Source organism: Streptomyces sp. HM190 (assembly GCF_009857135.1).
GTDB classification, from domain to species: Bacteria; Actinomycetota; Actinomycetes; order Streptomycetales; family Streptomycetaceae; genus Streptomyces; species Streptomyces heilongjiangensis.
In genome coordinates, this window is record NZ_CP047318.1 from 6,459,977 (window position 1) to 6,483,405 (window position 23,429).

General features: G+C 73.8%; 14 protein-coding genes. 11 read left to right on the plus strand and 3 right to left on the minus strand.

Annotation, left to right across the window (positions count from 1 at the left end; translation table 11 throughout):
- The first annotated feature begins 226 nt into the window (after positions 1–226).
- Positions 227–1,567 carry an MFS transporter gene (locus GSY65_RS27680; protein WP_159773729.1) on the plus strand — a complete coding sequence of 447 codons (1,341 nt, stop codon included), beginning with the start codon at positions 227–229 and terminating at the stop codon, positions 1,565–1,567.
- Positions 1,568–1,805: 238 nt separating this feature from the next.
- Here the strand turns inward: GSY65_RS27680 and GSY65_RS27685 are convergent, their stop codons facing one another.
- On the minus strand, positions 1,806–3,062 hold the full coding sequence (locus tag GSY65_RS27685) for a cytochrome P450 (protein WP_159773731.1): 1,257 nt from the start codon (positions 3,060–3,062) through the stop codon (positions 1,806–1,808).
- Between the two features lie 352 nt (positions 3,063–3,414).
- Here GSY65_RS27685 and ccrA point away from each other — a divergent pair, with 352 nt between their 5' ends.
- The 6 genes from ccrA (at position 3,415) to GSY65_RS27715 (ending at position 17,697) form a co-directional block, all read left to right on the plus strand.
- Entirely contained in the window at positions 3,415–4,758 is a 1,344-nt protein-coding gene (gene ccrA / locus GSY65_RS27690) for a crotonyl-CoA carboxylase/reductase (RefSeq protein WP_159773733.1), read from the plus strand.
- A 659-nt stretch (positions 4,759–5,417) separates the two neighbouring features.
- Positions 5,418–7,064, plus strand: a complete 1,647-nt coding sequence (gene hutH / locus GSY65_RS27695) for a histidine ammonia-lyase (protein WP_159773735.1) — start codon at positions 5,418–5,420, stop codon at positions 7,062–7,064.
- A 23-nt stretch (positions 7,065–7,087) separates the two neighbouring features.
- Positions 7,088–14,362, plus strand: a complete 7,275-nt coding sequence (locus GSY65_RS27700) for a type I polyketide synthase (RefSeq protein WP_159773737.1) — start codon at positions 7,088–7,090, stop codon at positions 14,360–14,362.
- 111 nt (positions 14,363–14,473) lie between these two features.
- Complete coding sequence (locus tag GSY65_RS27705; RefSeq protein WP_159773739.1) at positions 14,474–15,283, plus strand: SDR family oxidoreductase; 810 nt, start codon at positions 14,474–14,476, stop codon at positions 15,281–15,283.
- Positions 15,284–15,392: 109 nt separating this feature from the next.
- Positions 15,393–16,919 (plus strand): tRNA (N6-isopentenyl adenosine(37)-C2)-methylthiotransferase MiaB, encoded by a 1,527-nt coding sequence (gene miaB, locus GSY65_RS27710; protein ID WP_159773741.1) that lies wholly within the window; start codon positions 15,393–15,395, stop codon positions 16,917–16,919.
- Between the two features lie 67 nt (positions 16,920–16,986).
- Positions 16,987–17,697 (plus strand): class III extradiol dioxygenase subunit B-like domain-containing protein, encoded by a 711-nt coding sequence (locus tag GSY65_RS27715; protein ID WP_159773743.1) that lies wholly within the window; start codon positions 16,987–16,989, stop codon positions 17,695–17,697.
- A gap of 56 nt (positions 17,698–17,753) precedes the next feature.
- Here GSY65_RS27715 and GSY65_RS27720 read toward each other — a convergent pair whose 3' ends face one another.
- Both GSY65_RS27720 and GSY65_RS27725 read right to left on the minus strand, forming a co-directional pair.
- On the minus strand, positions 17,754–18,026 hold the full coding sequence (locus GSY65_RS27720) for an antitoxin (protein ID WP_159773745.1): 273 nt from the start codon (positions 18,024–18,026) through the stop codon (positions 17,754–17,756).
- On the minus strand, positions 18,026–18,295 hold the full coding sequence (locus GSY65_RS27725; protein WP_159773747.1) for a hypothetical protein: 270 nt from the start codon (positions 18,293–18,295) through the stop codon (positions 18,026–18,028). Before GSY65_RS27725 ends, GSY65_RS27720 begins: the two co-directional genes overlap by 1 nt.
- Before the next feature lie 181 nt (positions 18,296–18,476).
- On the opposite strand from GSY65_RS27725, the gene miaA reads away from it, so the two are divergent.
- The 4 genes from miaA (at position 18,477) to GSY65_RS27745 (ending at position 23,425) form a co-directional block, all read left to right on the plus strand.
- Positions 18,477–19,415: a tRNA (adenosine(37)-N6)-dimethylallyltransferase MiaA gene (gene miaA, locus GSY65_RS27730; RefSeq protein ID WP_159773748.1), complete on the plus strand. Its 939-nt coding sequence runs from the start codon at positions 18,477–18,479 to the stop codon at positions 19,413–19,415.
- Positions 19,416–19,517: 102 nt separating this feature from the next.
- On the plus strand, positions 19,518–20,048 hold the full coding sequence (locus GSY65_RS27735) for a hypothetical protein (RefSeq protein ID WP_159773750.1): 531 nt from the start codon (positions 19,518–19,520) through the stop codon (positions 20,046–20,048).
- Between the two features lie 48 nt (positions 20,049–20,096).
- Positions 20,097–20,966 (plus strand): diaminopimelate epimerase, encoded by an 870-nt coding sequence (dapF, locus tag GSY65_RS27740; protein WP_159773752.1) that lies wholly within the window; start codon positions 20,097–20,099, stop codon positions 20,964–20,966.
- Between the two features lie 296 nt (positions 20,967–21,262).
- Positions 21,263–23,425, plus strand: a complete 2,163-nt coding sequence (locus tag GSY65_RS27745; RefSeq protein ID WP_201452688.1) for a RelA/SpoT family protein — start codon at positions 21,263–21,265, stop codon at positions 23,423–23,425.
- The last annotated feature ends 4 nt before the right edge of the window (positions 23,426–23,429 follow it).

Below are 23,429 nucleotides of genomic sequence, written 5' to 3' on the forward strand. Positions count from 1 at the left end.
CCCCGCCCCGCTCGCCACGGGACGGGGGACGGGCGCGGGTAACGTACCGTCAAAAACATGTACAGAGCAGGTGGTTCGGCGGGCGCGGCGCTGACACCGCACCGCCGTGCCGCGAGGCGGCACAGCGGTGCGCCGACCGATTTCCGGCCACCTACAGTCCTCCGCACAGACCCCACTGTGGTCCCGGTCACTCCATGATCCGGGCCAATCGGAGGTGAGCCGCTCCATGTCCGAAACCGTCCGCGACGCAGCAGCCCTCGGCACCGTCCCCGCCCCCGAACCACCGCCCGGGGCCCGGAAGAACGCCCCCCGCGTCGCCGCCGCCAGCCTCATCGGCACCACCATCAAGTACTACGACTTCGCCGTGTACGGCACGGCCGCCGCGCTCGTCCTGGGCCCGGCCTTCTTCCCGTCGGGCAACTCCACCGTCTCGACCCTGGCGGCGTTCCTCACCTTCGCCGCCGCCTTCCTCGCCCGCCCCGTCGGGGTGGTGCTGTTCGGGACGATCGGCGACCGGCTCGGCCGCAAGCGGGCCCTGGTGCTCTCCCTGGTGCTGATGGGCGTCGCCACCGTCGGGGTCGGGCTGCTGCCGACCTACGACACGGCGGGCGTCCTCGCGCCGGTGCTCCTGGTCGCGCTCCGGCTCCTGCAGGGCGTGAGCATGGGCGGCGAGTGGGGCGGCGCCGTGCTCCTCGCCGCCGAGCACGCCCCACCGGGGCGCAGAGCGGTGTACGCGTCCGTACCGCAGATAGGCCCGCTGCTGGGCTTCCTGCTCTCCAGCGCCGTCATCCTGCCCACCATCGGCGTCGTCGGCCGGGACGCCTTTGCCGACTGGGCCTGGCGGGTGCCGTTCGTCCTCAGCACCGTGCTCGTCGTCGTCGGGTTCTGGGTGCGCACCCGCATCGAGGAGTCCCCGGTGTTCGCGGGGCCGGCCACGGCCCGCCCGCCGGCCCCGCGCTTCCCGCTCGGCGCCCTGGTCAGGGAGTACCCCGGGCGGCTGTTGCTAGGCGTCGGAGCGGCGGTGGGCGGTTCGGCGGTCTACTACCTGGTGATCGTCTACAGCCTGTCGTACGGTCCGAAGGCGCTCGGCATCCCGCAGAACACGATGCTGGCCGCCGCCAGCGTGGCCGCCGGTGCCGCCGCGGCCGTCGTGATCCCGGTGGCCCGGCTGGCCGACCGGGTGGGCCGACGGCCGGTGATCCTGGCCGGCGCCGTCGGGTCCGTGCTGTGGGTGCTGCCCATGTTCGGCTCCCTCGGCAGCGGCGACGGGCTCCTCATCGGCGGGGCCTTCACGGTCGGCCTGATCCTGTTCATGCTGATGTTCGGCCCGATCGCGGCCTTCCTGCCGGAGCTGTTCCCGGCCCGGCTGCGCTACACGGGAGCCTCGGCGACCTTCATCCTCGCCAACACCCTCGGCGGCGGCTTCGCCCCCCTGGTCGCGACCTGGCTGAACTCCCACTGGCAGTCACCGCTCGTCCTGGGCGCCTACGCGGGCAGCCTCTGTCTGATCAGCCTGGCCTGCGTGCTGGCTCTGCCCGAGACCCGCGACCACGACTTCGCCGCCTGACGGGGACGCGGAGGGGCAACACCGCCGCCCCGGCGCCGTCGACGGCGCCGGGGCGGCAGAGCGGGGCGGGGGCATGCCCTGCGGGCGGACGGCGCCTGCGGGTCGGTGTGGTCCGGCAGGCCCTGCCCGCCGTTCTCGGCGCCGATGCCGCAGGACGGTGCCGCAGGTGCCGGCCTTCAGCCGGGGCCGAACGGACGCAGGGACCGGGTGACCGGTCCCCGCACCCGGTGACCGGGGGTCAGGTCGTTCTCGGCAGCGCCGGCGCGTCGAAGACCATCTCCAGGGTCTGGAAACGCCGCAGCACCGCGCCCGGGAAGAGCGCGGGCTCGAAGCCGGGCCGGACACGGAGGTCGGGCAGCCGGCTGTACAACTTCGCCGCGGCGACCTGTATCTCGAGCCGGGCCAGGTTCATGCCGACGCAGAAGTGGATGCCCTGGCCGAACGGCAGATCCGTCGGCAGGTTCGCCCAGTCCCGTTCGATGATGAACTCGTCCGGCCGGTCGAAGACCAGCGGATCGTGGTTCCCGGCGCTGATGACGGCGAACGCCTTCTCTCCCGGCCGGACGTCGAGGTCCCCGAGCCTGGTCGGCTTGGTGCAGGTGCGCCACAGACCCGAGATGGGCCCTTCGAACCTCAGGGACTCCGCTGCCAGGGAGCGCGCCAGCCCTTCGGGGTCGGACAGGAACCGGGCCTTCTGCTCGGGGTACCGGTCCAGCAGGTAGGCGGTGTTGCCGATCGCCCCGATCGTCGTGCCGATCCCCGCCACGTTCAGCAGCTGGATCACACGGGCGATCTCGCCGACGTCGAAGTAGTCGCCGTCCACCTGGGCGAAGGACAGCTGGGTGATCAGGTCGTCGCTGCCCGGTCCGGCCGCCCGCTTCGCCCGGATCATCCCGCCGAGGTGCTCCAGCCACTCGTTGAGCTCGCTGTTGTAGCCGCCCTCCGCCTGGCCGTCCATGGTGCCGGTGACCAGCTCCTCCATCCGCTGGGCCGCCCGCGCGTACGCGTCGCGTTCGCCCTCCGGTATGCCCAGCAGCTCGCAGATGTGGCCGGCGGCCATCCGCGCCGCGAAGTCCTCGTACATCTCGAAGGACCCCCGGTCGGCGAGTTCGTCGACGAGGTCGTCCGTGAAGCGTTCACTGAACGGGCGCATGTTCTGGATGCGCGACGCCGACAACGCCTTGACCAGAAGCTTCCGTTGGCGCGTGTGGCGCGGCGGGTCGGTCCAGCCGAGCACCTGCTCCTCGGGCGGCAGCGGCTCCTTCAGGGGCCAGATGTTCCCCAGGGCGCTGGACCACGTCTGGTGTCCGGACAGCACCTCCTTCACGCCCTCGTAGGTCGTGACCTGCACCGCGTCCAGTTCGGTGTTGCGGGCGACCGGGCAGCGGGCGCGGTCGTGGGCGAGCTCCTCCCAGGGCTCACTGGTCTTGGCCGTGTAGGGCCTGTACCGCGGTTGGACGCCCTCGACCGGTGCGTCCGCGGACCGACGGGTCATGTCGCTGTTCCTCTCAGTCGTCCTCGCCCGGGGCGAAGGTGATCGCCCGTCACGGGCGGAGGGGATGAACTCACCGCACAGGAAAGGCCAGTTGAGGCAAACTGACGCCGTCCGCCCGTGCTCCGCCTCCTTCTGTGCCGCTCCTCGGCACGAGGCGGTGACAGGGGGTCGCCCAGGTCATCTACTGGCGGCGGCCCGGTGGCACGGTTTCCCCCAGGCGCGGCACGGGTCCTGCGGACCCCCGCGGAGCACGGACGCCGCCGGCCTTCCTGTCGATCCGACCGACCTCTCCAGCCGTCGGCGCCTTCTCGGGAACCGCGGCTCGACACAACGACACGTCACGGGATGGCCCATGGACGAGATCATCGGCACGCTCCTCTCCGAGGACGTCACCTCGCCCGATGTGGCGGGCCTGCGCCTGCCGGAGTACTACCGGGGCAATGTGGTGCGCCGCGAGGACACCTCGATGTTCGAGGGGATGGACTCGAAGGCGAAGGACCCCCGCAAGTCGCTGCGGGTGCAGGAGGTCCCGACCCCGCAGCCGGGACCGGGCGAGGCCCTGATCGCTGTCATGGCGAGCGCGATCAACTACAACACGGTGTGGTCGTCGATCTTCGAACCGCTGCCGACCTTCGGCTTCCTGGAGCGCTACGGACGCTTCAGCGAGCAGGCCAGGCGGCACGACCTGCCGTACCACGTGCTGGGCTCGGACCTGGCGGGGGTGGTGCTGCGCACCGGCCCCGGCGTGAACCGGTGGCGACCGGGCGACCGGGTCGTGGCGCACTGCCTCTCCGTCGAGCTGGAGAGCCCTGACGGCCACGACGACACGATGCTCGACCCCGAGCAGCGCATCTGGGGCTTCGAGACCAACTTCGGCGGTCTGGCCGAGCTGGCGCTCGTGAAGTCCAACCAGCTCATGCCCAAACCGGAGCACCTCACCTGGGAGGAGGCCGCCTCCCCGGGGCTGGTGAACTCGACCGCCTACCGGCAGCTGGTGTCCCGCAACGGCGCCCAGCTGAAGCAGGGCGACAACGTGCTGATCTGGGGCGCGAGCGGCGGACTGGGCTCGTACGCGACCCAGTTGGCGCTCGCCGGGGGAGCGAACCCCATCTGTGTGGTGTCGTCACCGCGGAAGGCGGCCATCTGCCACTCCCTGGGCGCCGAAGCCGTCATCGACCGCAGCGCCGAGGGCTACCGGTTCTGGAAGGACGAGACCACCCAGGACCCCAAGGAGTGGAAGCGCTTCGGCAAGCGCATCCGCGAGCTGACCGGCGGCGAGGACGTCGACATCGTCTTCGAGCACCCGGGCCGCGAGACCTTCGGCGCCTCGGTGTACGTGGCGAGGAAGGGCGGCACCGTGGTCACCTGCGCGTCCACGTCCGGGTACGTGCACGAGTTCGACAACCGGTACCTGTGGATGTCGCTGAAGCGGATCGTCGGCTCGCACTTCGCCAACTACCGCGAGGCGTGGGAGGCCAACCGTCTGGTCGCCAAGGGCAGGATCCACCCGACGTTGTCGAAGGTCTACCCGCTGGAGCAGGCGGGGCAGGCCGCGTACGAGGTCCACGCCAACCTCCACCAGGGGAAGGTAGGCGTCCTCTGCCTGGCCCCGCGCGAGGGCCTCGGGGTGCGCGACCACGCCCTGCGCGCGCGGCACGTCGACGCCATCAACCGCTTCCGTGAGCAGAAGGTGTGAGGAGCCCCATGGCAACGGGGCTTCCGCACCGCGGGGCGGGGCCGGCCCGCCGTGGGCCGACCGGGGCCGGGCGCCGACGAGGGGAGGCGCCGGCAGCCCGGCCCGGTCGCCCGTGCCCCCTTCCCGGAGCACCTGCGGGGCACCTCGGGGACCGCCGAGGGGCTTGCCGGCCGAAGAGTGCCGCCGTCCGCCCGTGCTCCGCCTCCTGCCGTGCCGCCCCACGGCACGAGCCGATGACATTGAACTTTCAAAGTCATCTACTGGGGGCGGCCCGCAAGCAAGTCCCCCCTCAGGGACGGGAGCCGATCGGACAGGGCGTGGGGCGCACCGCGTAGCCGTCCGACGCGCACCCGGTTCCCGAAGCACGCCCGCCCACCTCGGACACGACCGCCCGCCTCCCTCGGACACGACCGCCCGCACGGCCGGCCCGCCGGCGTCCCGCTCCGCCTCTCGTTGAACGACACGGTCGACGATCCCCCCCCGCACGGACAGCACCCCGAGCCCGCGCAGCCCGTGGTCCCGCCGCCTGTGCCCCCGTCAGCCCGCACCCCCGGCGCGAGTCCGCGGGCCGGCTCCCTCGTCAGCCCCGGCGCGGGTTCCCGCCCGCGGCGCGGACGAACCCGTCGTCGCCCCCCACCCCTTGGACAGGAAGAGACGCGATGAACACACCGCTCGCCCGGGGTCCGGTCCGTCCCGGTGACGCCCCCGCGGCCGACGTGGCCGTCGTCGGCGCGGACGTGGCCGCCCCGAAGGGCACGCCGCGCCAGACCGTGACCGTCGGGACCGGGCCACTCTCCTTCGCCCAGGTCACCGCCGTCGCCAGGGACGGTGCGGGAGTCCGCCTCGGCGACGACGCCTTCTCGGCGCTGGAGAAGGGCCGGGCCGTGGTGCAGGAACTCGCCTCGGCGTCGACACCCACGTACGGGATATCCACCGGGTTCGGCGCGCTCGCGACCCGGCACATCCCGCCCGACCTGCGGGCCGCGTTGCAGAGGTCCCTGGTCCGCTCCCACGCCGTCGGCTCCGGGCCGGAGGTCGAACGGGAGGTCGTCCGCGCCATGATGCTGTTACGGCTCTCCACGCTCGCGACCGGGCACACCGGCGTGCGGGCCGAGACCGCGGCACGGCTCGCCGCCCTACTGTCGGCCGGGATCACCCCGGTGGTCCGCGAGTACGGCTCCCTCGGCTGCTCCGGCGACCTGGCCCCGCTCGCCCACTGCGCGCTGGCGCTCATGGGGGAGGGCGAGGTCCGCGACGCCTCGGGCACCCTCATGCCCGCCGCTGAGGCGCTCGCCGCCGCCGGCCTTCGCCCGGCCGAGCTGCACGAGAAGGAGGGCCTCGCCCTCATCAACGGCACCGACGGCATGCTGGCCCAGCTCGTCCTCGCCGTCACCGACCTGCGGCGGCTGCTCACCACCCTGGACGTCGCCGCCGCCATGTCCGTGGAGGCGCTGCTCGGCACCGACCGGGCGTTCGCGCCCGACATCCAGGCCCTGCGTCCCCACCCCGGCCAGGCCGCCTCCGCGGCCAACCTGACCGCGATCCTCGCCGGTTCGGGCGTGGTCGCCTCCCACCGCGGGCCGCACTGCACCCGCGTGCAGGACGCCTACTCCCTGCGCTGCTCGCCCCAGGTGCACGGCGCCGCCCGCGACACCGTCGCCCACGCCGCCACGGTGGCCGGTCGCGAGCTGGCCGCCGCCGTCGACAACCCGGCCGTGCTCCACGGCGACGGACGGGTGGCGTCGAACGGCAACTTCCACGGCGCGCCCGTCGCCTACGTGCTCGACTTCCTGGCCATCGCGACCGCCGACGTCGCCTCGATCAGCGAGCGCCGTACCGACCGGCTCCTGGACACCGCCCGCAGCCACGGCCTGCCGGCGTTCCTCGCCGACGACCCCGGCGTGGACAGCGGCTACATGATCGTCCAGTACACCCAGGCCGCGGTCGTCGCCGAGCTCAAGCGCCTGGCCGCACCCGCGTCGGTCGACTCCATACCGACGAGCGCCATGGCGGAGGACCACGTCTCCATGGGCTGGGGCGCCGCCCGCAAACTGCGGCGCGCCGTCGACGGCCTCACCCGCGTCGTCGCCATCGAGATCCTCACCGCCGCCCGCGCACTCGACCTGCGCGCCCCGCTGGAGCCGGCTGCCGCCACCCGTGCGGTGGTGGCCCTGCTGAGGTCCTTGGGCGCGGACGGCCCCGGCCCGGACCGGTACCTGGCGCCCGAGGTCGACCGCGCCGTCGCACTCGTCGGCTCGGGCGCGGTGCTCGACGCCGTCGAGTCGGTGACCGGAACGCTCTCATGACCGCATCGCGAGAAAGGGCGGACATGCCCGCGACCGAACACGACGACCTCATCCGCCCGCTGCCCGACCTGCTGCGCGCCCACGCGGCCGTGCGGGGGAGCAAGGTCGCCTACTCCGACGTGCGACGGGCCGTGACCTACACGGAGCTGGAACGGCGGACCGCCCGGCTCGGCGGCCACCTGGTCGCCCTCGGCCTGCCCCGGGGCGCGCGGGTGGCGATCCTGCTGGGCAACCGCGTGGAGATGGTCGAGAGCTATCTGGCCGTCAACCGCGCCGGCGGCGTCGGCGTGCCGGTCAACCCGCACTCCTCCGACGCGGAGCTGCTGCACGTGCTCACCGACAGCGACGCCCGGGTGGTGATCACCGACGCCGCGCACGCCGAGCAGGTGCGCGCATCGCTGCCGGCCGGACCGCGTCACCTCGTCGTGGCCGGCGACATCCCGGACACCCTGTCGTACGAGGACCTGGACACCCTGTCGTACGAGGACCTCGCCACCCGCGATCCGGACGTCCCCGCCCGCGACGATCTCGGCGTGGACGAGCCGGCGTTCCTGCTCTACACCTCGGGCACCACGGGCCGCCCGAAGGGTGTGCTGTCCACCCAGCGGGCCGCGCTGTGGAACGTCGCCCACTGCTACGTCCCGATGGTCGAACTCTCCCCGGCGGACACGCTGCTGTTCCCGCTGCCGCTGTTCCACACCCTCGGCCACCACCTGTGCGTGGTCGGCGTGACCGCGGTCGGCGCCACGGCCCACCTGATGCCGGGCCTCTCCGCCCCCGAGGTCCTCGACGAACTGCGCTCCCGTCCCTACACCTTCCTGGTCGGGGTGCCGACGATCTACCACAACCTGGTCCGGGCCGCCGGCGCGGAAGGGCTCACCCTGCCCGCGCTGCGGGTGTGCTTCATCGCGGGCGCGGTCAGCACGCCCGCGCTCGCCGACGCGTTCGAGGCCGCCTTCGGGGTCCGGCTCAGCGACAGCTACGGCAGCACCGAGACCAGCGGGACGATGACGGCCACCCGGCCGGACGGCGAACGGGTCCCCGGCTCGTGCGGCCTGCCGGTGCCCGGGCTCGACCTGCGGGTGGTGGACCCGGACACCGGCGCCGAGGTGCCCGTCGGTGAGGAGGGCGAGATCTGGGTCAGCGGCCCGAACGTGATGCTGGGCTACCACAACCAGCCGGAGGCCACCGCGAAGGTCCTCCGCGACGGCTGGTACCGCACGGGTGACCTGGCCCGCCGCAACGAGGCCGGGTACCTCTGGATCACCGGCCGGCGCGACGACGTCATCATCCGGGGCGGGGAGAACGTCCACCCCACCGAGATCGAGACCGTGCTCACCCGGGTGCCCGGTGTGCGGGAGGCGGCGGTGACGGCGGCGGCGGACGACGAGTTCGGCCAGGTCCCGGTGGCGCTGGTGGTCCCCGAGGGCGACGGCCTCGACTGCGCGGAACTGTTCGCGCGCTGCCGCCGGGACCTCGCCTACTTCAAGGTGCCCGTGGAGGTCCGGGCCGTGACCGCGATCCCGAGGACGGCCACCGGCAAGATCGCGCGCAAGGCGCTGACCGGACTGCCCGGCCGGCTGCTCGCGGTCGCCGGCTCCCCTCCCGGCCTGCACCTGATCGGCGCCGACGGCGACCCGAGCCCGCTCCCGGGCGTCGCCGCACCCACCGGACAGGGGCCGCTCGCCGGCCGCGACATCGTCCTGGCGGGCGACACCGGCGACCTCGCGGACCTGATCGCCCGTCACCTCGTGGGCGGTCACGGCGCCCGGGTGGACGAGCCGGCCGGCCCGGAGCCCGGCGCCACCGTCACCGTCACCGGGACGACCGTGACGGTCGCCCTCGCCGGGGCGGCTCCCACGACCCTGGTGCTGGCCGAAGGGCTGACCGACCACCGCGTCCGCAACGCCGTGGACGTCGCGCTGACCCGGCCGGGCAGCACCCTGGTCGCGGCCATGGCGTCGGGGACCGCAGCCCCGTCGGACCGACTGCCGGCCAGGGCGGACCTCACCGGGATCACCGGCACCGACCTCACCAGAACGCTCGTCGACCTCGTCGCGGGAGAGGTCGGCGGGATCGTCGGCGCCGGTGACGGCGTCGAACCGGACCGGGCCCTGCGCGACTACGGGCTCACCTCCGCGGACGCGGTCCGGCTGCGGGACCGGGTCGCCGCCGCCGTGGGGCTGCGCCTGCCCACCACCCTCGCCTTCGAGTACCCCACGGTGCGGGCGATCGCCGGGTATCTTCGGGCCGCCCTCACCGGCGCGCACGAACCCGCCGACTCCTTCGGGCCGGTGGCCGCGGGCGCCGACGACGACCCCGTCGTCCTGGTGGGCATGGCCTGCCGCTGTCCCGGCGGTGTCACCTCCCCCGAGGAACTCTGGCACCTGGTCGCCGAGGGGGTAGACGCCACCTCCGGGTTCCCCGACGACCGGGGCTGGGACCTCGACCGGCTGTTCGACCCCGCCCCCGGTCGCCGGGGCACCTCCCGCACCCGGCGAGGCGGATTCCTGCGGGACATGGCCGACTTCGACCCGGAGTTCTTCGGCATCTCCCCGCGCGAGGCGCTGGCGATGGACCCGCAGCACCGGCTGCTGCTGGAGACCTCCTGGGAAGCGCTGGAGCGCGCCGGCATCGACCCCACCTCCCTGCGCGACGCGCGCGCCGGGGTGTACGCGGGGCTGATCCACCACGACTACGTCACCGACCCCGACCGGGTGCCGCCCGAGCTGGAGGGCTACCTCGGCACCGGCACCGTCGGCGCCGCCGCCTCCGGGCGGATCTCCTACGTCCTGGGGCTGCGCGGCCCCGCCCTCACGGTGGACACCGCCTGCTCCTCGTCCCTGGTGGCCATCCATCTGGCGGCGCAGTCGATCCGCCGGGGCGAGTGCGAGTTCGCGCTCGCCGGCGGCGTCGCCGTCATGGCCACCCCGCAGACGTTCGTCGAGTACAGCAGGCAGGGCGCGCTGTCCGTGGACGGCCGGGCCAAGGCGTTCGCCGCGACGGCGGACGGAACCGGCTGGGCGGAGGGCGTGGGAATGGTCGTACTGGAACGGCTGTCCGCGGCCCGACGCGCCGGGCACCCGGTGCTGGCCGTGCTGCGGGGCTCCGCGGTGAACCAGGACGGCGCGTCCAACGGCCTGACGGCGCCCAGCGGTACGGCACAGCAGCAGGTGATCCGGCTCGCCCTCCGGGACGCCGGGCTGACCCCGTCGGACGTGGACCTGGTCGAGGCCCACGGCACCGGCACCCGGCTCGGTGACCCGATCGAGGCCGGTGCCCTGCTGGCCACCTACGGACAGGACCGCGACACCCCGCTCTGGCTGGGCTCCCTGAAGTCCAACATCGGGCACACGCAGGCCGCGGCCGGGGTCGTCGGCGTCATCAAGGTCGTCCAGGCCATGCGGCACCGCACCCTGCCGAAGACCCTCCACGTCGACGAGCCGTCGCCGCACGTCGACTGGGCGTCGGGAGACGTCCGGCTGCTCACCGAGAACATGCCGTGGCCGCAGGCGGACCGGCCGCCGCGCGCGGCCGTCTCCTCCTTCGGGGTCAGCGGCACCAACGCCCACGTGATCCTGGAGGCGCCGCCCGCGCGGCCCGCGCCGCCGCCCGCCGCCCCGGCGCAGGCCGTCGCCCTGCCCCTGTCCGGCAAGACCCCCGAGCGGCTGCGGGACTGGGCGGCCCGGCTGCTCCCGGTCGCCGAGAAGACGGCACCGGCGGACCTCGCCCACTCGCTGGCGGCCACCCGCGGCCACTTCACCCACCGTGCCGTCGTGGTCGGCGGCGACTCCGGCGAACTGCTCGCCGGGCTGCGGGCCGTCGCCGAGGGCAAGCCGGCGCGGAACGTCGTCGCGGGTGTGTCCGAGGTCGACGGAAAGGTGGCGTTCGTCTTCCCCGGGCAGGGCACGCAGTGGGTGGGCATGGCTGCCCGGCTGATGGGCGAACCCGTCTTCGCCGAATCCGTCCACGCCTGCGAACGGGCGCTCGAACCCCATGTGGACTGGTCGCTCACCGAAGTCCTGGCCGGCGACGATCCGCTGGAACGGCTGGACGTCATCCACCCCGCCCTGTTCTCGGTGATGGTGTCGCTGGCCGCCCTGTGGCGTTCCCGCGGCGTCGAGCCCGACGCGGTGCTCGGCCACTCCATGGGCGAGGTGGCCGCCGCGCACGTGGCGGGCGCGCTGTCGCTGGAGGAGGCCGCCCGCGTCGTCGTGGTGCGCAGCCAGGTCATCGCCGCGCTCGCCCCCGGCGCCGGCATGGCGTCGGTGTCCGCGTCGCGCGCACAGCTGGAGTGGCTGCTGGAACGCTGGCCGGACCGGCTCTGGATCTCCGCGCTCAACGGCCCCTCGTCCAGCGTGGTCTCCGGGGACGACATGGCGATCGGGGGACTGCTCACCGAGTGCGCGCTGGACGGTCTGCCCGCCCGCCGCGTCCGCGTCGGCGTCGCCTCGCACTGCCCGATGATGGAGCCGCTGCGCGAGGAGCTGACGGCCCGCCTCGGCGAGGTGCACAGCGTCAGCCCCGCGGTGCCGATGTTCTCCACCGTGGACCTCGACTGGGTCGGCGACTCCACGCTGGACGGCGCGTACTGGTTCCGCAACCTGCGGCAGCCCGTGCTGTTCCAGCCGGCCGTCGAGCACCTCGTCGAGCAGGGCTTCCGGGTCTTCGTGGAGCCCAGCCCGCACCCGGCGCTGACCCACGGGATCGAACAGACGCTGGAGGAGAGCGGCAGTACCGGTGTCGTCACCGGAACCCTGCGCCGCCACGACGGCGGTCCCGCGCGGTTCCTGATGTCCGCCGCGGAGCTGTACACCCGTGGCGTGCCGGGCGTGCGCCTCACCACCGGCGAAGGCCTGCCGGTTCCGCTGCCGACCACCCCCTTCCGGCGGCGGCGGTTCTGGTTCACGACCACCGGCGTGCCGACGGCGGGTACCGGCCACCCGCTCCTCGGCACGCCGGTCCAGTCCGCCCGCAGCGGCGAACGCGTGGCCGTCGGCCGTGTCTCGCCGGCCGACCAGCCGTGGCTGGCCGACCACGCGGTGAACGGCACCTGCCTCCTGCCCGGCACCGCGCTGCTGGACCTCGCGCTGCGCGCCGCGCACGACAGCGGCGGCACCGGCCTCGGTGAACTGGTCATCGAGGCCCCCCTGCCGCTGTCCCGGCAGGGCACGACCGAGCTGCAGGTCGTGGCGGACCCCGGCCGGCGCACGGTCGAGGTGTTCAGCAGGCCCGGACAGCCCGGCGCCGCCTGGCGACGGCACGCGCAGGGCACGTTCGAGGGCCCGTTCGAGAGCACCCGCCCCGAGCCGCCCGCCGGGGTTCTGCCCCCGGCCGACGCCGAGGAGATCACCGTCGACTACGCGTCACTGGCCGGGCGCGGCAACGAGTACGGTCCGGCGTTCCGGGCCCTGCGCAGGCTGTGGCGGCGAGGCGAGGAACTCTTCGCGGAACTGCGGCTGCCCGAGGGCGCGGCCGGCGGGTTCGCCGGCCCCGGACTGCACCCCGTGCTCGGCGACGCCGCCCTGCACGCCCTCGCCCTGACCCAGCCGGTCCCGGAGGGCCACATCGCGCTGCCGTTCGTGTGGCACGACGTGTGGGCCGGGGACCGTCACGCCACCCACGCCCGCGCCCACCTGGCCCCCGCCGGGCACGACGAGTTCACCGTGACCCTCACCGACGCGGAGGGCGAACCGCTGTTCCGCGGAACACTCGGCACCCGCACGGTGGCCCTGCGCGAGCTGACGGGCGCCCTGCCGACGGACTCCGTGTACCGGACGCGGTGGAGCGATCTCCCCGGCACGGCGGCGCCCGCACCGAAGTGGGCGCTGCTGGGCCCCGACCGCCGGGGGATCACCGCCGACCCGGTCGGCCTCGCCGACGCCGACGCCGTCCTGTGCACGCCGCCACCCGGCGACGTCCGCGAGGCGACGCTGGAGACGCTGTCCCACGTCCAGCAGTGGCTGGCGGCCGACCACCGGGCCGACGTCCCCCTCGTCGTGCTGACCCGCAGCGGCGACCCGGCGCACGCGGCGGCCCGCGGCCTGGTGCGGTCGGCGCAGTCCGAACACCCCGGCCGCATCGTCCAGGTCGAGACGGACGGCGACCCCCGCTCCTCGGCCCGGCTCGCCGACGCGCTGGCAGCCGGTCGGCCGCACGTGCGGATCAGCGCGGGACGGCTCCAGGCACCGGAGCTGGAGCGGGTCTCCCCGGGCCGCGGCACCCGGCCGGACCTCGGCGGCGGCACGGTGCTGATCACCGGGGGCACCGGCACGCTCGGCTCGCTGCTGGCCCGGCACCTGGTGACCGGGTACGGCGTCCGCAGCCTCCTGCTCACCAGCCGCAGCGGCGCACGGGGCGCCGAGCCGCTCATCGCGGAGCTGACCGCGCTGGGCGCCGAGGTCGCCGTCGCCGCCTGTGACGTCGCCGACCGGGGAAGTCTCGCCGCGGCCCTCGACCTGGTGCCCGGCACCCACCCCCTGGTCGCCGTCGTGCACGCGGCCGGGGTGCTCGCGGACGGGGTGGTGACCGGGATGACCCCCGAGCAGGTGGAACGGGTGCTGCGCCCCAAACTCGACGGCACGCTGAACCTGCACGAGCTGACGAAGGACACCGAACTGGCCGCCTTCGTGCTGTTCTCCTCGCTGGCCGGTGTGCTGGGAAGCCCGGGGCAGGGCAACTACGCCGCCGCGAACGGCTTCCTTGACGCGTTCGCCGAGTTCCGCAGGGCCGAGGGGCTGCCGGCCCAGTCGCAGGCGTGGGGCCTGTGGGAGGAGGCGTCCGGCATGACCGCGGTGCTGCGTGAACGGGACCGCGACGGCACCCTCCCGGACTCCACCGTGCCCATGCCCACCGAGTTCGCCCTGGCGCTGTTCGACGAGGCGCTGCGGCAGGACGACAGCGTCCTCACCCTCGCCCGGTTCGACGTCTCCAAGCTGCGCACCCGTGGGGCGCCCCCGCTGCTGCGCCGCCTCGTCCCCGCCGGACCGGCCCCGACCGCACCCGCCGTGCACCTGCGCGACCTGGCCCCGGCCGAGCGGGCGCAGCGGCTGCTGGCCGAGGTCCGCGCCGCCGCCGCCGAACTCCTCGGCCACCACGACGCGGAGGCCCTGCCCCCGGACCGGAGCCTGCACGAGTCCGGCCTGGACTCGCTCACCGCCGTCGAACTGCGCAACCGGCTGAGCGCCCTGACCGGTCTACGGCTGCCCGCCAGGCTGGTGTTCGACCACCCCGCGCCGCGGGACCTGGCCGATCACCTCCACCAGGTGCTCACCGCCCCGGTGGAGGCGGGTGCCTGAACCGAGGGCAGGGGCGGCGGCCGCGGGCCCGTGAGCCGGGACCGCGGCCGGCCCCCGCCGTCCTGCCGGCGGCGACGCGGCAGAACCCCGTAACTCTCCATGGAGGTTGTGATGTCCCAAGACACGATGGACCTGACCGGTCTGCGGGTGCTGGTGACCGGCGCGGCCGGCGGGCTCGGCCGGGCCATCGCCGAGGCCGCGCACGCGGCAGGCGCCCACCTGGTCCTGACCACGCGGACCGCCGACTCCCTGCCCCGGGCCGCCGCCGGGCTCGACGGGCCCCCCGAGGTCGTCACGGCCGTCGCCGACGTCACCAACGACGCCGAACTCGCCGCCGCCGTCAAGCTGGCGACCGAACGGCTCGGCGGCATCGACGTGCTGGTCAACAACGCGGGTGTGTCCGGCCCCGTCGGACCGGCCTGGGAGAACGGCCCCGCCGAGTGGCGGCACACCCTGGAGGTCAACCTGGAGGGCCCGCTGGCCGCCTGCCGGGCGGTGCTGCCCGGCATGATCGAGCGCGGTCAGGGGCGCGTCGTCACGATCTCCAGCCACGCGGGGCACACCCGCTGGCCGTACGTCAGCGCCTACTCCGTTTCCAAGGCGGCGGTGAACAAACTGACCGAGAACCTGGCCATCGAACTGCTGCCGCACGGGATCACCGCGTTCAGCTACCACCCGGGGATGGTGAACGTGGGCCTCGGCGCACCCGCAGGAGAGGACCAGGACGGCGACGACCCCTGGCGGCGCCGGCTCTCCTCGTGGCTCGACGCACAGCGCGAGGCCGGCCGCTTCGCTCCGCTCGACGCGGCCGTCGGCAACCTGCTGCGCCTGGTCCGGGGCGACGCCGACCCGCTCACCGGACGCTATCTGACCTACGAGGACGACATCGACGCCCTCGCCGCGGCAACCGGCCACGTCTGACACGGCGCCGGGCGCCGACGCCGCCGCCGGTGCACAGGGGCGTCCGGGTCCCCGGTGGTGGGGCGCCCGCCCGGGACGGAGCCCTCCGGGGACCGCCTACCCTTGAGCCATGACCAGCAGCAGCGACCGGAGCCCGGCAGTGGACGTTCAAGGACCCAAGAGCTACGAGATCCGCACCTACGGGTGCCAGATGAACGTCCACGACTCCGAGCGGCTGTCCGGTCTCCTGGAGGAGGCCGGGTACGTGCGCGCGCCCGACGGCGAGGGCGGCGCCGACGTCGTCGTCTTCAACACCTGCGCCGTACGCGAGAACGCCGACAACCGCCTCTACGGCAACCTCGGCCGCCTCGCCCCCGTGAAGGCGTCCCGGCCCGGCATGCAGATCGCCGTCGGCGGCTGTCTCGCCCAGAAGGACCGCGACACCATCGTCAAGAAGGCGCCCTGGGTGGACGTCGTCTTCGGGACGCACAACATCGGCAAGCTGCCGGTCCTGCTGGAGCGCGCCCGGGTGCAGGACGAGGCGCAGGTCGAGATCGCCGAGTCCCTGGAGGCGTTCCCCTCCACCCTGCCGACCCGCCGGGAGAGCGCCTACGCCGCGTGGGTCTCGATCTCCGTCGGCTGCAACAACACCTGCACCTTCTGCATCGTCCCCGCGCTGCGCGGCAAGGAGAAGGACCGCCGGACCGGCGACATCCTCGCCGAGATCGAGGCGCTGGTCGGCGAGGGGGTCTCCGAGATCACGCTCCTCGGCCAGAACGTCAACGCGTACGGCTCCGACATCGGCGACCGTGAGGCGTTCAGCAAGCTGCTGCGGGCCTGCGGGACGATCGAGGGCCTGGAGCGCGTCCGGTTCACCTCGCCGCACCCCCGTGACTTCACCGACGACGTGATCGCCGCCATGGCCGAGACGGCGAACGTGATGCCGCAGCTGCACATGCCGCTCCAGTCCGGCTCGGACACCGTCCTCAAGGCGATGCGCCGCTCGTACCGCCAGGAGCGCTACCTGGGCATCATCGAGAAGGTCCGCGCCGCCATCCCGCACGCGGCGATCACCACCGACATCATCGTGGGCTTCCCCGGCGAGACCGAGGAGGACTTCGAGCAGACGCTGCACGTGGTGCGCGAGGCCCGCTTCGCGCAGGCCTTCACCTTCCAGTACTCCAAGCGCCCCGGCACCCCCGCGGCCACCATGGAGGACCAGATCCCCAAGGAGGTCGTGCAGAGGCGCTACGAGCGCCTCGTCGCCCTCCAGGAGGAGATCTCCTGGGAGGAGAACAAGAAGCAGGTCGGGCGCACCCTTGAGCTGATGGTCGCCGAGGGCGAGGGCCGCAAGGACGGTGCCACCCGCCGGCTGTCCGGCCGCGCCCCCGACAACCGCCTCGTCCACTTCACCAAGCCGGACCAGGAGGTGCGCCCCGGTGACGTGGTGACCGTCGAGATCACGTACGCCGCCCCGCACCACCTCCTCGCCGAGGGTGCCGTCCTCGATGTGCGCCGGACGCGAGCGGGCGACGCCTGGGAGAAGCGGAACGCCGCCCCCGAGACCAAGCCGGCGGGGGTGCTGCTCGGCCTGCCGGGCATCGGCGTGCCCGAGCCGCTGCCGGTGGCCACGACGGGCGGGTGCGCAGGACACTGACGGCCCGCCGCGGGCGCCTGCGGTCCGCCCCGTGCTTCGCGCGGGGGCGACCGTTACCCTGCGGATCATGCTTGTCGCCGCCGCTGTCTGTCCCTGTCCTCCGCTGCTCGTGCCCGAGGTGGCCGCGGGGGCCGCGCCCGAGCTGGACCGTGCGCGGGAGGCGTGCGCGGACGCGCTGGGGGTGCTCGCGGCCGCCCGGCCCACCCGCCTGGTGGTCGTCGGGCCCGCCGCGCGGGACGGCAGGTTCCCGCAGGGCGCGCGCGGGTCGTTCCGCGGGTTCGGCGTGGATCTCGACGTCCGGCTCGGGCCGGGCGTGGCCGCGGAGGAGCGGCCGGAGGGCGAGCTGCCGGCGTCCCTCGCGGTGGCCGCCTGGCTGCTCGGCCGCGCCGGGCCGTCCGTCCCCGTCGAGGGCGTCGCCGTGGCGGAGGCCCTCGCCGCCGAGCGGTGTGTCCCCCTCGGGCGGGACATCGCCGGGACGGCCGAGCGGGTGGCCCTGCTGGTGATGGGCGACGCCAGCGCCTGCCGCACGCTCAAGGCGCCGGGGTACCTGGACGACCGCGCCGCCGGTTTCGACGCGGCGCTCGCCCGCGCCCTCGCCACGGCGGACGTCGCCGCGCTGAAGGCGCTGGACACGGGACTGGCGGGGCAGCTGCTGGTCTCCGGCCGCGCCCCCTGGCAGGTGCTGGCCGGCGCCGCCGAGGAGGCCGACCTGAGCGGCAGCCTGCTGTACGACGACGCCCCCTACGGCGTGGGGTATCTGGTGGCGACCTGGTCGTGACACGGCGGACGGCCGGGAGCGAGGCGCTCCGCGGCCGTCCGTCGATGTGCGGGTGTTCAGGAAGCCGGGGGCGGTGTGCCGCCGCGGCCTTCCCCGTGCGCGAGTCGGTCCATGGCGAGCTTCGCCTTGCCCGTGCCCGACTGGATCGTGTAAAGGTACGTGCCCGTGGTCCTCCGGTCGACCGCGTGCGCGGCCGTGTCGAGACGGTGCTGGATCCTCATCCTGCCCTCGTGCTTGCGGGCGAGGTCCGGGACCTTCTCCTCGGCCGGGGAGAGTCCGGCTCTCGTGCTGTGCGGAAGACCCGTGGTCCACCTTCCCGCGCGGATCATCACGTGCGGGCGCCCTCACCGGCCTCGTTGTCGGCGGCCTTCTCGGCGGTCTGCTGCTGGGGGATCTCGACGTCGTCCGCCTCGTCGGCCGCCTCCGCCGCGGCGTCCTTCGCCTCGCTCCCGGTGTCGGCTTCCGGCCGGGCGGCCTCAGCAGGTCCCTTCGCCTCGTCCGCCTCTTCCGTCCCGGCCTCGGTGGTCACCGCGGAGGTCGCCTCCGCGGCCTCCTCCGAGCCCTTCGTCTTGCGACGAAACAGCGAAAAAACGCCCATATCAACCTCAAAGCTACTCGTGCGGGTTCATTCCCGCGCCTACCCGGAGCGCCCGATTGCGTCGACCGGGTCGCCGGCACTCGAAACCGGCGCTCAGAACACGCAACACGCAACGACCCCGCCCCCCTCGCGTCACGTAGCTCGTTCGAGATGAGCCCCCGAGGTTTGCGAGACTGGGGCGGTGAGTAGCGCAGTTCCCGCCCCGCGGGTCATCGCCGTCGTCGGCCCGACCGCGGCGGGCAAGTCCGATCTGGGTGTCTTCCTGGCCCAGCGCCTCGGCGGCGAGGTCGTCAACGCCGATTCCATGCAGCTGTACCGGGGGATGGACATCGGCACCGCCAAGCTGACCCCCGAGGAGCGCGACGGGGTCCCGCACCACCTCCTGGACGTCTGGGACATCACGGTCACCGCCAGCGTCGCCGAGTACCAGCGGCTCGCCAGGGCGCGCATCGACGCGCTGCTCGCCGCGGGGCGCTGGCCCGTCCTCGTGGGCGGCTCCGGTCTGTACGTCCGGGGCGCCGTCGACAACCTGGAGTTCCCCGGCACGGACCCCGAGGTCAGGGCCCGCCTGGAGGAGGAGCTGACCCTGCGCGGGTCCGGCGCCCTGCACGCCCGGCTCGCCGCCGCCGACCCCGAGGCCGCCCACGCCATCCTGCCCAGCAACGGCCGCCGCATCGTCCGGGCCCTCGAAGTGATCGAGATCACCGGCAAGCCCTTCACCGCCAACCTGCCGGGCCACGACTCGGTCTACGACACCGTGCAGATCGGTGTCGACGTGGCCCGCCCCGAACTCGACGAACGCATCGCGGCCCGCGTCGACCGCATGTGGGACGCCGGACTGGTCGAGGAAGTGCGCGCACTGGAGGCGCAGGGGTTGCGCGAGGGGCGTACGGCGTCGCGGGCACTCGGCTACCAGCAGGTCCTCGCGGCCCTGGCCGGACAGTGCACCATGGGCGAGGCGCGTGCCGAGACCGTCCGTGCCACCAAGCGCTTCGCGCGCCGTCAGGATTCATGGTTCAGACGCGACCCGCGGGTGCATTGGCTCAAGGGGGGTGTCGCGGACCGGACGGAACTCCCGCAGCTCGCACTGGCGTTGATCGAACGACCGGTCACAGCCTGATCACGTCATGGCATCGGGTCGCCCCGGCGGTCATCCCGGCCTCCGGGAGCGTGCCATCATCGAGCTTCGATCGACCAAGTGGAGTCCGAGTTGGGAGGGCGCGTGGCGATGGAGGCCGGCCCTCGCGACACCGCACAAGGCGCGGAGCACGGCACCGCGGACGACGCGGACCAGCTGGTTACCGAGGGGTACGCACTGGACCTCGACAGCGGTCCGCTGAGCCCCGACGGGCCGGACGACCAGACGCCGGACGGCGTGACCGACGACGGACCGGAACCGGACGAGATGTCCGCCCCGGAGGTCGAGGTCGAGCTGCGCCCCCAGCGCCGGCTCCGGCTGTGGCAGCTCGCCCCCATCGTGGGTCTCGGCGCGGTCGGCTCCCTGATGTTCGCCTTCCCGCTCGCCTTCGAGTTCGGCGACGGCGGCGCGGTGGTCGCCATGCTCGGTCTGCTGATCTGCTCCACCGCCGGCGGCTGGGGCATGATGGCCGCGCGCCGTGTCGGTTACACGTGGCCCGGCCTGCCCGCGCGCGGCTCCGGGCGCCGCGCCGACTGGCGGGTCGTCCTCGGGTACGCCCTCGTCCTCGCCGCCGTGGTCGTCCTCGCCGTCTGGCGCGTGGCCCGGCTGCGCTAGCGTCCCGGCGCCCGGCGCGCACGCCGCTCCACCCCGTACGATCGAGGAATGAGCACGCGGATCGCCTTCCTGAAGGGGCACGGGACCGAGAACGACTTCGTGATCGTCCCCGACCCCGAGAACCTCATCGACCTCACCCCCGCCGCCGTCGCCGCGCTGTGCGACCGCCGCGCGGGCATCGGGGGCGACGGCGTGCTGCACGTCGTACGGGCGGCCGCGCACCCGGAGGCCGCGGACATGGCCGCCGACGCCGAGTGGTTCATGGACTACCGCAACGGCGACGGGTCGATCGCCGAGATGTGCGGCAACGGCGTCCGGGTCTTCGCCCGCTACCTCCAGCACGCCGGTCACGTCACCGAGGGCGACCTCGCCGTCGCCACGCGTGGGGGCGTGAAGAGCGTCCACATCGCCAAGGACGGCGACGTCACCGTCGGCATGGGTGCCGCACGCCTGCCCGAGGGGGACGTCACGGTGAGCGTCGGCGACCGCAGCTGGCCCGCGCGCAACGTCGACATGGGCAACCCGCACGCCGTGGCCTTCGTCGACGACCTCTCCGACGCCGGTGACCTGCACACGCCGCCGCCGTTCACCCCGGCGGCCGCCTACCCCGACGGGGTCAACGTCGAGTTCGTCGTCGACCGTGGCCCGCGCCACGTGGCGATGCGCGTCCACGAGCGCGGCTCCGGGGAGACCCGCTCGTGCGGCACGGGCGCGTGCGCCGTCGCCGTCGCCGCGGCCCGCCGCGACGGCGCCGACCCGGCCGTGACGGGCACCCCCGTCACGTACACGGTCGACGTGCCCGGCGGAACCCTCGTCATCACCGAACGGCCCGACGGCGAGATCGAGATGACCGGCCCCGCCGTGATCGTCGCCGAAGGGGAACTCGACGCCAACTGGCTCGAAAACGCCGCGCGTTGAGTCATGTGAGGCTCGACACAGTGGTATGCGGGTCCCGGACGCCACGGACGGGCGAGTCGAACCCCTGCTCAGCGGTGTGAATCCCAGGCAGGGCCGGGGTCGCGTGGCTCGAAACCGCAAACACCGGAACCTTCGCTCTAATGGGTGATCCGTTTCACGCTCGCCGAGAGGCGGTCGGGTGGGCGTGATGGGCTCGGTAGCATCAAGCACCGGCACGGACGGGGGAACGACACGATCCCTGAGCCGCCGCACGCCATGGGGCACCCGTCCGCCGGTCCACGCAGCCGGAGGTGCCCATGAGCGCGGAGGCCACGAACCCCGCCGTATCGCCCGCCCCTGCGCCGCCCGCAGCGCACCGCAGGAAGGGCCGGCCCCGTATCGACCTGCGCCGTCTGGGCCGTGCCGCGCTGCTCGGGCCGGCCACCCGCGACCGGCTGCCCGACGCCATCAGCCATGTCGCCGAGGCCCACCGCGCCCACCACCCCGACGCCGACCTGGAACCGCTGCGCCGGGCGTACGTCCTCGCCGAGTCCTCCCACCGCGGCCAGATGCGCAAGAGCGGCGAGCCGTACATCACCCACCCGCTCGCCGTGACCCTGATCCTCGCCGAACTCGGCGCGGAGACCACGACCCTGACGGCCTCCCTGCTCCACGACACCGTCGAGGACACCGACGTGACGCTCGATCAGGTGCGCGAGCAGTTCGGCGAGGAGGTGCGCTACCTCGTCGACGGCGTCACCAAGCTGGAGAAGGTCGACTACGGCGCCGCCGCAGAGTCCGAGACCTTCCGCAAGATGCTCGTCGCCACCGGCAACGACGTCCGCGTGATGTCGATCAAACTCGCCGACCGGCTGCACAACATGCGCACCCTCGGCGTGATGCGCCCCGAGAAGCAGGAACGCATCGCCAAGGTCACCCGCGACGTGCTGATCCCGCTCGCCGAACGCCTCGGCGTCCAGGCCCTCAAGACCGAACTGGAGGACCTCGTCTTCGCGATCCTCCACCCCGAGGAGTACGCCCGCACCCGCGAACTGATCGCGGACAACGCCGCCCGCGAGAGCGATCCGCTCGCCGAGATCGCCGAAGAGGTCCGCGGGGTCCTGCGCGAGGCCGGCATCCAGGCCGAAGTCCACATCCGGCCCCGCCACTTCGTCTCCCTGCACCGGGTCTCGCGAAAACGCGGACAGCTGCGCGGCACCGACTTCGGACGGCTCCTCGTCCTCGTCGGCGAGGACGCCGACTGCTACGCCGTCCTCGGTGAACTGCACACCTGTCTCACCCCGGTGGTCTCGGAGTTCAAGGACTTCATCGCCGTACCGAAGTTCAACCTGTACCAGTCGCTGCACACGGCCGTCGCCCGCGGCGACGGACAGGTCGCCGAAGTCCTCATCCGCACCCACCAGATGCACAAGGTCGCCGAGGCCGGGGTCGTCGCACTCGGCAACCCCTACGCCGCCCCCGCCGAGGACCAGACCGACGGCGAGCGGACCGACGGCGACGGCGAGCGTGTCGACCCCACCCGTCCCGGCTGGCTCTCCCGCCTCCTCGACTGGCAGCAGGCCGCGCCCGACGCCGACATGTTCTGGTCCACCCTGCGCGAGGACCTCGCCCAGGACCGCGAGATCACCGTCTTCCGGCCCGACGGCGGGACCCTGGGCCTCCCCGAGGGCGCCACGTGCGTGGACGCCGCCTACGCCCAGTACGGCGAGGACGCCCACGCCTGCATCGGCGCCCGCGTCAACGGCCGTCTGGCGACACTGAGCACGGTCCTCAAGGACGGCGACACCGTCCAGCTCCTCATGGGCCAGGACCCCGCCTCCGAGCCCTCCCGCGAGTGGCTGGAGCACGCCCACACCCCCGCCGCCCGCATCGCCATCCAGCGCTGGCTCGCCACCCACCCGTCGTCCGCCGCCGACGGACCGGACGCCCTCGACACCGAACGCAAGGACGGGACGCCCGCCCCCCGCCCCGCCCACGACGAGCCCGCCGCGCCCTCGGACACCGCGAACGCCGTGGTCGTCGCCGGCCGGCCCGAGGCGAACGTCCGCCTCGCCGGCTGCTGCACCCCCGTACCGCCCGACGAGGTCACCGGCTTCGCCGTCCGCGGGGGAGTGGTGACCGTGCACCGGGTCGAATGCGCCGCCGTGACACGCATGAAGGGCCTCGGGCGCGGTGAGATCGCCGTGCACTGGGGCGACACCACCGAGTTCCGGGTGACCCTCGTCGCCGAGTCGTTCCAGCGGCCCCACCTCCTCGCCGACCTCACCGAGGCCATCGCCCTGGAGGGGGTCGCCATCGTCTCCGCCACCGTCGAACCCCCGACCCAGCAGCGCGTCCGGCACACGTACACGGTGCAGCTCCCGGACGCCGCCCTCCTCCCCGACCTGATGCGCGCCATGCGCAACGTGGCCGGCGTCTACGACGTGGCCCGGCCCCAGCACCAGGCCGCCGCCCGCTAGCCAC